General features: G+C 43.5%; 8 protein-coding genes. 5 read left to right on the forward strand and 3 right to left on the reverse strand.

Going from position 1 to position 9,409, the window contains the following annotated elements:
- Together sucC and JHD69_RS17895 are read left to right on the forward strand one after the other, a co-directional pair.
- Positions 1 to 1,089 (forward strand): ADP-forming succinate--CoA ligase subunit beta (gene sucC, locus JHD69_RS17890; protein ID WP_233166026.1); only part of this gene is annotated, 1,089 nt, incomplete at its 5' end.
- Between the two features lie 549 nt (positions 1,090 to 1,638).
- Positions 1,639 to 2,829, forward strand: coding sequence for a GAF domain-containing sensor histidine kinase (locus JHD69_RS17895; protein ID WP_199141711.1), 1,191 nt, complete (start codon positions 1,639 to 1,641; stop codon positions 2,827 to 2,829).
- On the opposite strand, the gene JHD69_RS17900 is transcribed toward JHD69_RS17895, so the two are convergent.
- Positions 2,822 to 4,135: an ATP-binding protein gene (locus JHD69_RS17900; protein WP_199141712.1), complete on the reverse strand. Its 1,314-nt coding sequence runs from the start codon at positions 4,133 to 4,135 to the stop codon at positions 2,822 to 2,824. The genes JHD69_RS17895 and JHD69_RS17900 overlap by 8 nt on opposite strands.
- 143 nt (positions 4,136 to 4,278) lie before the next feature.
- On the opposite strand from JHD69_RS17900, the gene asnS reads away from it, so the two are divergent.
- The gene (gene asnS, locus JHD69_RS17905; RefSeq protein WP_199141713.1) at positions 4,279 to 5,715 is read left to right on the forward strand and encodes an asparagine--tRNA ligase; all 1,437 of its coding nucleotides are present in this window, start codon (positions 4,279 to 4,281) and stop codon (positions 5,713 to 5,715) included.
- 91 nt (positions 5,716 to 5,806) lie between these two features.
- On the opposite strand, the gene JHD69_RS17910 is transcribed toward asnS, so the two are convergent.
- Positions 5,807 to 6,208, reverse strand: coding sequence for a hypothetical protein (locus JHD69_RS17910; protein ID WP_199141714.1), 402 nt, complete (start codon positions 6,206 to 6,208; stop codon positions 5,807 to 5,809).
- Positions 6,209 to 6,236: 28 nt separating this feature from the next.
- Positions 6,237 to 7,877: an FMN-binding glutamate synthase family protein gene (locus JHD69_RS17915; RefSeq protein ID WP_199141715.1), complete on the reverse strand. Its 1,641-nt coding sequence runs from the start codon at positions 7,875 to 7,877 to the stop codon at positions 6,237 to 6,239.
- Between the two features lie 165 nt (positions 7,878 to 8,042).
- Between JHD69_RS17915 and JHD69_RS17920 the strand changes: the two genes are divergently transcribed.
- Both JHD69_RS17920 and JHD69_RS17925 read left to right on the forward strand, forming a co-directional pair.
- Entirely contained in the window at positions 8,043 to 8,663 is a 621-nt protein-coding gene (locus tag JHD69_RS17920) for an L-threonylcarbamoyladenylate synthase (RefSeq protein WP_199141716.1), read from the forward strand.
- A 524-nt stretch (positions 8,664 to 9,187) separates the two neighbouring features.
- The coding region (locus JHD69_RS17925; RefSeq protein ID WP_199141717.1) for a hypothetical protein at positions 9,188 to 9,409 on the forward strand (222 nt) is incomplete at its 3' end.

Consider the following 9,409-nt stretch of genomic DNA (forward strand, 5'->3'; position numbering starts at 1 on the left):
CCCCCCCCCCCCCCCCCCCCCCCCCCCCCCCCCCCCCCCCCCCCCCCTCTTTTAGATGTGTATAAGAGACAGGGCAAAGGCGGTGGCGTAAAGCTGGCCAAAAACCTAGACGAGGTTAAACAAAGAGCAACCGATATTTTGGGTATGCAACTGGTAACCCCTCAAACAGGCCCCGAAGGCAAGAAAGTAAACAAAGTATTGGTAGCGCAAGACGTATACTATCCAGGTCCGTCTGAAACCAGCGAGTTTTACATGAGCGTTTTGTTGAACCGTGCCAATGGAACTAACATTATCATGTACAGTACCGAAGGCGGTATGGATATCGAAGAAGTGGCCGAACACACGCCGCACTTGATCTTCAAAGAAGAAATTGACCCTAAAGTTGGCCTGCAAGCCTTTCAGGCGCGCAAAATCGCCTTCAACCTGGGCTTAAGCGGTGCCGCGCACAAAGAAATGGTTAAATTCGTTGCCGCATTGTACAAAGCTTACGATCAAACCGACTCTGCCATGTTCGAAATCAACCCGGTTCTAAAAACCAGCGACGATAAAATCATTGCAGTGGATGCTAAAGTAAATCTAGACGAGAACGCTTTGTTCCGTCACCCAGACTACGCCGCCATGCGCGATAAAACCGAAGAAGATCCTACAGAAGTTGAGGCCAGCGAAAGCAACCTGAACTATGTAAAGCTTGACGGTAACGTGGGCTGTATGGTAAATGGCGCTGGTTTGGCCATGGCAACCATGGATATCATTAAAATTGCCGGCGGCGAGCCTGCCAACTTCTTAGACGTAGGCGGTACGGCCAATGCGCAAACCGTAAAGGCCGCTTTCAACATCATCTTGAAAGATCCAAACGTAAAAGCCATCCTAATCAATATTTTTGGAGGTATTGTACGTTGCGACAGGGTTGCTCAAGGCGTAATTGATGCTTATAAAGAAATCGGCAATGTACCAGTTCCAATCATCTGCCGTTTACAAGGCACCAATGCCGAAGAAGCGAAGAAACTGATCGACGATTCGGGATTGAAAGTTTACTCAGCCATTGCTTTAAAAGAAGCAGCAGACTTGGTAAGCAAAGTATTAGCTTAATAAAACATAAAGATTAAGGGTAGGCTTCAACATCTAGCCTTAAAATAAAAGACCAGCCGAGTAATCGAGCTGGTCTTTTTGGTTATAGTTGTTAGGTTAGTTAAGTTTCTAGGCTAAAAAATCATTTTTTTTAATGAAAAAGCTCTGGTCATCCAACCAGAGCTTTAATCAAACCAAATATAAATGTACTTTTTTGTATGAACACCACAAATATAAAATAAATATTGTAAAAAAATCATAAAAAATATTTTTTTACATGTTTTTTATTTAAAAACCATTAAATAAATAAATCAAAAACAAAAAAACATAAAAATTAACTAAAAAAAACACTAAAAACAAATTAAAAACAAATTAAAAACAAATTAAAAACACAAAAAATCAAAAAAAACACATAATAAATTTAAAATAAAGTCAAAAAAATCATAACAAAAGCCAAAAAATGATTAAAATTTCAAATTTAAATTCAAAAAAACCTACTAAAACATAAACACCTAAAAACAAATCCATTATTTATCTTTGTAAAGAACTAATACCTGCAATGTAGGCTCTATGAAAAACACCCCATCAACTGCCATTCCGACGAACGAACATCTTCGCCTTCAAAAGCTTCACGACTATAGCATTGTACAAACCCCGCCCGAAAATCCATTCGACAGGATTACCCATTTAGCAGCACAGCTACTAGAGGTGCCAATGGCGCAACTTTGCTTTATAGACCACGATAGCGTTTTTATCAAAAGCAATGTAGGTCCGCTCGGAACAGACGGTATCGCACGCGAAGGAAGCCTGGCTGCCCTGGCCATTTCAACCAACGAATTGACCTTATTTAATCAAGCGTCAACAACACAAGCAATATTCGACCATCCCTTTTTAGCGGCAAACCAAATTGCTTTTTATGTAGCTGTGCCCTTGCTCAGTCCCGAAGGCCTTGCCGTTGGTACCTTGAGCGTATTCGATGAAAAGCCTAAGGAAATCGCAACACAAAAATTGGACATGCTGCAATCGCTGGCCGCCTTAGTGATCGATGTGCTGGAAATGCGCCTAAGTTCCAGACTGGTCGCCTCTGTACAAACCGAGTTGACCAACAAACTGGCACACGACCTCAAAAATCCAAATACCACCATTTCGTTGGCCACAGAAATCATCAAAAAGAAAATAGACGATGCCGACATCGTTAATAATTTTGCCGACAGGATCAAAACAGCCACCGGCAGCATCTTGGCCAAGATAGATCAAGCTATGGAAGTTTCGCAGCTAGAAAACAGTAACTTCAGGCTCAACATGCAGGAGGTAAACCTACATGACTTACTGGAACTTGTGATACGTGATTTCGAGCTAAGGATACAACAAAAACACCTGAGCGTGCAACTGAGCAACACCACTAACGCCCTTGTAATTGGGGATGCCAAGAGGCTTCACGATGCCTTTGCCCAATTATTGAGCAATGCCATTAAGTACAGTTACCCGCATACTAAAATCTACATCGAACTGAGCAAGGCCGACGAAAACCTGATGATTGTTTTTAAAGATGAAGGCCAGGGCCTGAGCGAAGCCGACATGCACAAACTGTTTATCAAGTTCGCAAAACTGAGCGCTGTTCCAACCCACAAGGAATACAGCCATGGTGTTGGCCTTTCTATCGCAAGAACATTAATTGAATTGCACAAGGGCAAGATATGGGCCGCCAGTGAAGGAAAAGACACAGGAGCCAGCTTTTATGTAACCCTGCCCCTTAATTAGCGCTTAAGGCGAAACTAAGCGTAAAAACAGAGCCTTTATGGCCATTAGGCTCGAATGCAATGGTGCCACCCTGCAAATCGGTAAATTCCTTGCACAGCAACAAGCCTAGGCCCACCCCTTTTTCCTTATTAGTGCCGTAAGTTGACGAAGCCTTAAGCTGAAACAGCTTATGCTGTCGTTCCTTACTGATACCCAATCCGTTATCTCGAACCTCTATACAGCCAACATTGGCTATTCGTTTTGCGCTTACCGTAACCTGACCTCCTTTTTCGGTAAATTTAATGGCATTGCTCACCAGGTTGCGCACCACGAGCTGAAACATGTGGTAGTCGGCAATAATATGCAGGTTGTCTTCGCTAACAATTTCAAGCCTCACTCCTTTCCGCTGCGAAATGCTCTTTTCGATATTCAGGCCGCTCATCAGCGCATCTTTTACATTCACAGGCGCCAAATCGACTCTCGAGCCAGCCATCTGTGCTTTAGACCAAGAAAGCACGTTGGTAACCATAGCAGAAGTATCTCTTGTAACCTGAAGCAGGTGCTTTTTGATTTGGGCACGTTCCTCTACGCCCAAATCGCTTCCGTCTAATAGCTCCAGATAACTTTGTATGGAGTTGAGTGGCATCCTGATATCATGCGTCACTACCGAAAACAACTTGTCTTTTTCAGAATTGATCCTTTCCAGCTCCAGCTTCTGCTGTTCGATGGCTTTGTTCTTTTCATCGACAGAAAAACGCTCGGCATCGTAATTTTTCCTGATGTAGCTAATGGCAAAATAGGTTAAAATAACCACGACGAAATAGGTCACCCCAAAATCGATTACCTTGCTCAGGCGACTGATGTATACGTCTGGCGCCGCATTTGGATAAAAATACTCAACGGTCAAAATGACAAATACCAGCAAGATGTTGATCGGAATCCAAATCTTAAAGTGTGTTTTGGGAATTACCGCAATAACCATCAGAAAAACCAGGCTGAACAGCAACAGGTTAGGCCCGTAAACGCCCGAATTATAGAAATAGTTGATGGCAAAAGCCAGATTGCAGACGATGCAGAACACTTTGATGCCCAGAGACGATTTCCGCCTAAAGCGAGAGAGGTAATACATGTAGGCCGAAAAGACTACGCCAAAGATGCAAAGACCTGCCGGAACCGCCAAGCCGATAAAAAAGTTGAACGGCACCTCAAAGCACATGGTAATGAAGGCAATGATGCATACGGTATTGAATATCCTCTCTTCTAAAGAAAACAATTCAGGTGTACCGATAAGTCGACTGCCATCTAACTTTTTACCGAGAATCTGCAAAACTTAATAAGGATTTAGCGGAAAGCAAACTTAAACATATTTCGCCACAAAGAAAAAATGTATTTTATAAAAAACAATGGACAAAAGCCATCGGGATTTAGGTTTAAATCCTTATTTTTGACCCCCTTATAAAGCAATTCGCAATGATCAAGAGAGAAAAAATCAAAGACCTGCTGCAGTCTACTGCATTTAACACCGAAGTTAAAGTAATGGGATGGGTACGTACCTTCCGCAATAACCAGTTTATAGCCTTAAACGACGGTTCTTGCATGGGCAATATCCAAATTGTAGTAGATTTTGCCAATACGCCCGAAGAATTGCTTAAACGCATTACTACAGGCGCCGCGCTTGCTATTGAGGGCACTTTGGTCGAATCATTGGGCAAGGGCCAAAAGGTTGACATCAAAGCCCGCCACATTGAAATATTGGGCGACAGCAATGCAGAAGAATATCCTTTGCAACCTAAAAAACACAGCTTGGAGTTTTTACGGGAAAAAGCACACCTGCGTTTCCGTACCAATACTTTTAATGCCGTTTTTAAGGTAAGGCATGCCTTGGCTTTTGCCATACATCAGTTTTTTAACGAACAGGGCTTTGTTTATATGCACACGCCGGTCATTACCGCCAGCGACGCCGAAGGTGCTGGAGAAATGTTCAGGGTAACCACCTTGGATTTCGACAATACGCCACGCACCGAAGATGGAAAAGTTGACTTTAAGGAAGATTTCTTTGGCCGTTCTACCAACCTGACCGTTTCTGGACAGTTGGAAGGCGAATTGGCGGCCATGGCTTTCGGACAAATTTATACTTTCGGACCAACATTTAGGGCCGAAAACTCAAATACGACCCGCCATTTGGCCGAATTCTGGATGATTGAGCCAGAAGTAGCCTTTGCCGATCTGGAAAACAATATGCAATTGGCCGAAGACATGATGAAATATGTTATCAATTATGCCCTGACCCATTGCAAAGACGAATTGGCTTTCTTAAACGACAGGTTGTTGGAAGAAGAAAAACAAAAGCCGCAACAAGAAAGAAGCGAGCTTTCTTTACTGGAAAAACTCGATTTCTGTTTGGCCAACGATTTTGAGCGCCTAACTTACACTGAGGCTATTCAGATCTTAAAATCGTCGAAACCGAACCAGAAAAAACAATTCAAATACCTGATTGACGAGTGGGGAGCAGATTTGCAGTCGGAGCACGAACGCTATTTGGTAGAGAAGCATTTCAAAAAGCCGGTAATCCTAACCGATTATCCAAAAGACATCAAATCGTTTTACATGCGCATGAACGACGATGGCAAAACCGTAGCCGCTATGGACATCCTGTTTCCGGGCATCGGCGAAATGATTGGTGGTTCGCAACGCGAGGAGCGTTTAGACAAATTGACCGAGCGCATGGCTGAAATGAACATTCCGGAAGAAGAATTATGGTGGTATTTAGACACCCGCCGATTCGGTTCGGCGCCACACGCCGGCTTTGGATTGGGTTTTGAGCGCCTGGTACTGTTCGTAACCGGCATGACCAACATCAGAGACGTAATTGCTTTCCCGAGATTCCCTAAAGGAGCCGAGTTTTAAGCCCAGTCTACCACGGCTTTGCCAGTTTTCGCATAAAAAACCCGTTCTGTAAATTGCAGCAGAACGGGTTTTTATTTTCTTTTGTGTTGCCTTAGTGATCCTCTAAAAGCGCAGGCTCTTCAGGCTTAGCAAAATTAATGAGGTAAGCTACCAAAATCTCCAGGGTAAAAACAGCTTTCATCGCTATAAATGCAATGTTTAGTGCGAGATTTTTATAATCAAACTCCAGCTCTTCTATCATCACTGCAATCAGCAGCACCGCATTAGCTACCAGAAAAAACAAAATCCTTCCCTCCTGTTTTCTGATGTTTTTGAACAGATTAAGTGATAAATTGCCCCTGATGATATAGAAATACAAAAAAACAATTGAAAGTACCATTAACACAAATACCAGCTTGGGGTATTGTTTATCAAAAATTGCGAGGTAATAAAAAGACAGCAAGACCAACAATAACGGAATGATCTTGAAGTCTTTAGAAATTGTTTTAGCCATTTGGATTTATACTGTTTAAAATCGACTTTTACTCGTGATGCGCACTGGCATGCTGGTAATCGACCAATGAAACTTTGTAATCGGTGGGCGCAAAACTGGCCGATGTGCTCAAGGCCATGCCCAATTCGTGCTGCAAAGGATAAGGCGTTTGCAATAAACTTCCCTCTGGTATGTAAGGAAAGGTTTCGATATAGCTCTGCATCATGTTTTGCGAAGTACGGCGGTTAATGTAGGCACGGGTAAGCTGGTAAGGATGGCGTAAGCCTGCCGCGCCCAACAATTCGACCGCGCTTTGCACGGTAGCCTGATGGAAATTGAATACGCGAACCGTTTTGTCTTCTACCACCAAGCCCTTCATCAAACTAGGATCTTGGGTAGCCACACCAGTTGGACAAGTATTGCTATTGCATTCTAATGCCTGGATGCAGCCCAAGGCAAACATCATACCACGGGCCGAGTTACATAGATCGGCACCGAGGGCAATGTTTTTCACTAAATCAAATCCGGAAGCCACCTTGCCCGAAGCAATGATTTTAATATGTTTCTTTAACCCGAAGCCACTCAATACATCGTATACAAAAGCAACACCTTCACGCAATGGCATACCTACGGCATTAGAAAATTCTTGCGGTGCGGCGCCGGTACCACCTTCGCCACCATCAACGGTAACAAAATCTACATAAATACCGGTTTCGATCATGGCTTTGCAGATGGCAAAAAATTCGCTCCTGCGACCGATGCAGAGCTTAAAACCTATGGGTTTGCCACCAGAAAGGGTACGTAGCTTTTTCACAAACTCCATCATTTCTATCGGCGTAGAAAATGCGGTGTGTGCAGGTGGCGAAATTACATCGAAACCCTCTTTTACCAAACGGATGCGGGCAATTTCAGGCGTTACTTTTTTAGCCGGCAAGATACCGCCGTGACCTGGCTTGGCACCTTGCGAAAGCTTGATTTCGATCATTTTTACGTTAGGTGCTTTAGATCTTTCTGCAAAGGCATCGTAATTGAAAGAGCCGTCGTGGTTTCTGCAGCCAAAATAACCCGTTCCGATTTGCCAGATCAGGTCGCCACCCGGTCCGCTGTGGTAATCGCTAATGCCACCTTCGCCAGTGTTATGCGCGAAATTGCCCATTTTGGCACCGCCATTTAACGCAAGAATGGCATTTTGGCTCAGCGAACCAAAGCTCATGGCCGATATGTTGTAAATACTGGCCGAATAAGGCTGGGTACATTCTGGCCCACCCACCAATACCCGTGGATTGGAATCCAGTTCGTGGTGGCTAATGGCGGCAATGCTATGGCTCAGCCACTCGTAGCCGTTTTCGTAAACATCTAATTGGGTGCCAAAGGGAATGGTATCATTGTCTTTTTTGGCGCGTTGGTAGATCAGCGAGCGGTTAAGGCGACTAAAAGGCTTGCCATTGGTATCGCTTTCTATAAAATACTGATAGATTTTAGGCCTCAGTTCCTCCATAAAATACCTGAGGCGACCAAAAACCGGATAGTTCCTTACGATACTATGTTTAGGCTGATACAAGTCGTATACACCAAGCACCACAAAAGGTCCGGTAAAGATAAACAACCACCACAGGGGTGCATAAGTAAGTCCCAACATAATGGTGAGCGCCACCAGGAATGCGGCAATGGCAACAAAAGCTTTTCTCATAATCTATCGTCTTAATGCTGTTTCTAAAATTTTGAAATCAATACAAACCGATTGGTCCAAAAGTAGCAAATGCTTTAACGCTAAGCGAGCATGAACCGTCTATTAAATGTAATTATAATCTTACGATGTTAAACAAGCAGCGCCGTAATTTTGTTATTTTTACATATGCTAATCAAAATTTATCCTGAAAATCCGAATCCGAAGGCCATTGAACAAGTGGTGGAGGTACTGCAAAAAGGCGGGTTGATCATTTACCCCACCGATACGGTTTATGGCTTGGGCTGCGACATTACCAATCAAAAAGCCATCGAAAAAATCTGCCGCATCCGAGGCATCAAGCCAGAAAAGGCCAACTTTTCTTTTATCTGTTCAGATTTGAGGCATATTTCAGATTACATCAAGCCCATAGACACTACGGTTTTCAGGGTATTGAAAAAGGCGCTCCCAGGTCCGTTTACCTTTATTTTTAACGCCAACAACAATGTACCCAAGCTGCTGAGCTCGAACAAAAAAACGGTGGGCATACGCGTACCCGACAACAACATTGCAAGGCAGATTGTAGAAGCCCTGGGCCATCCTATTATTTCTACCTCTATCAAAGATGACGACGAATTGATCGAATATTCTACCGATCCGGAACTGATCCACGAAAAATACGAAGACCTGGTTGATCTGGTGATCGACGGTGGCTACGGCGACAACGAAGCTTCTACCGTAATCGACTGTACGGGCGGGGATTTTGAGGTGGTACGTGAAGGCAAGGGGAATATTGAGGATTATTTTTAAGGCATTTTTTCAACCTTCGTTCTACATTTGGTTTATTCAATAGCATCTAAACCACTTTGGGCATTTATGAACATTATGCGATAAACAACCACCTTATGCAAGGCCAAGGCTGATTTGATTAAACAGGCATTTGTCCTCCAAAATACCTAGCAGCTGCAGGTACCTGGTAAAGGATGCCAAATACGAGCAGACAGACAACAATACGCTTAGGCTTATGACTTCCTATATAAGTTTATACACTTGATTCAGAACTTCTTATACTTATTAGAATTTCTTTATAAATATCCATAATATCAACTGCTTTTTGTTCATAATTTAACTCCGTCTTCAGATTATACTTATTCTGCTTTAAAATTTCATTACCATTTAATATATATAAATGAGATTATCTTCCCAAATTTACTTCCTTCATCTCCAATTGGCAAAGTATAATATTTAATTATTTCCTTAACTGCTATTATTTTTTTATTCTTCAAATAATAATTATGGTAACTATATACCAGTTGGGACAGATGGATAAATGAATGTTGATTATTTGTAACTTTTTTGATATATTTGAGTGTGAAAAATCTGTCTCTTATACACATCTGACGCTGCCGACGAACCACGACAAAAAAATTTTTTTTTGGGGGGGGGGGGGGGGGGGGGGGGGGGGGGGGGGGGGGGGGGGGGGGGGGGGGGGGGGGGGGGGGGGGGGGGGGGGGGGGGGGGGGGGGGGGGGGGGGGGGGGGGGGGGGGGGGGGGGG

The sequence above is a fragment of the Pedobacter sp. ASV12 genome, from assembly GCF_016429155.1.
Lineage (GTDB): Bacteria > Bacteroidota > Bacteroidia > Sphingobacteriales > Sphingobacteriaceae > Pedobacter.

What these genes read in the sequence shown, in the direction of transcription:
- JHD69_RS17895 (WP_199141711.1), top strand. Translation starts at nt 1,639, where the DNA reads ATGAAAAACACCCCATCAACTGCCATTCCGACGAACGAACATCTTCGC.
- asnS (WP_199141713.1), top strand. Translation starts at nt 4,279, where the DNA reads ATGATCAAGAGAGAAAAAATCAAAGACCTGCTGCAGTCTACTGCATTT.
- JHD69_RS17910 (WP_199141714.1), bottom strand. Translation starts at nt 6,208, where the DNA reads ATGGCTAAAACAATTTCTAAAGACTTCAAGATCATTCCGTTATTGTTG.
- JHD69_RS17915 (WP_199141715.1), bottom strand. Translation starts at nt 7,877, where the DNA reads ATGAGAAAAGCTTTTGTTGCCATTGCCGCATTCCTGGTGGCGCTCACC.
- JHD69_RS17920 (WP_199141716.1), top strand. Translation starts at nt 8,043, where the DNA reads ATGCTAATCAAAATTTATCCTGAAAATCCGAATCCGAAGGCCATTGAA.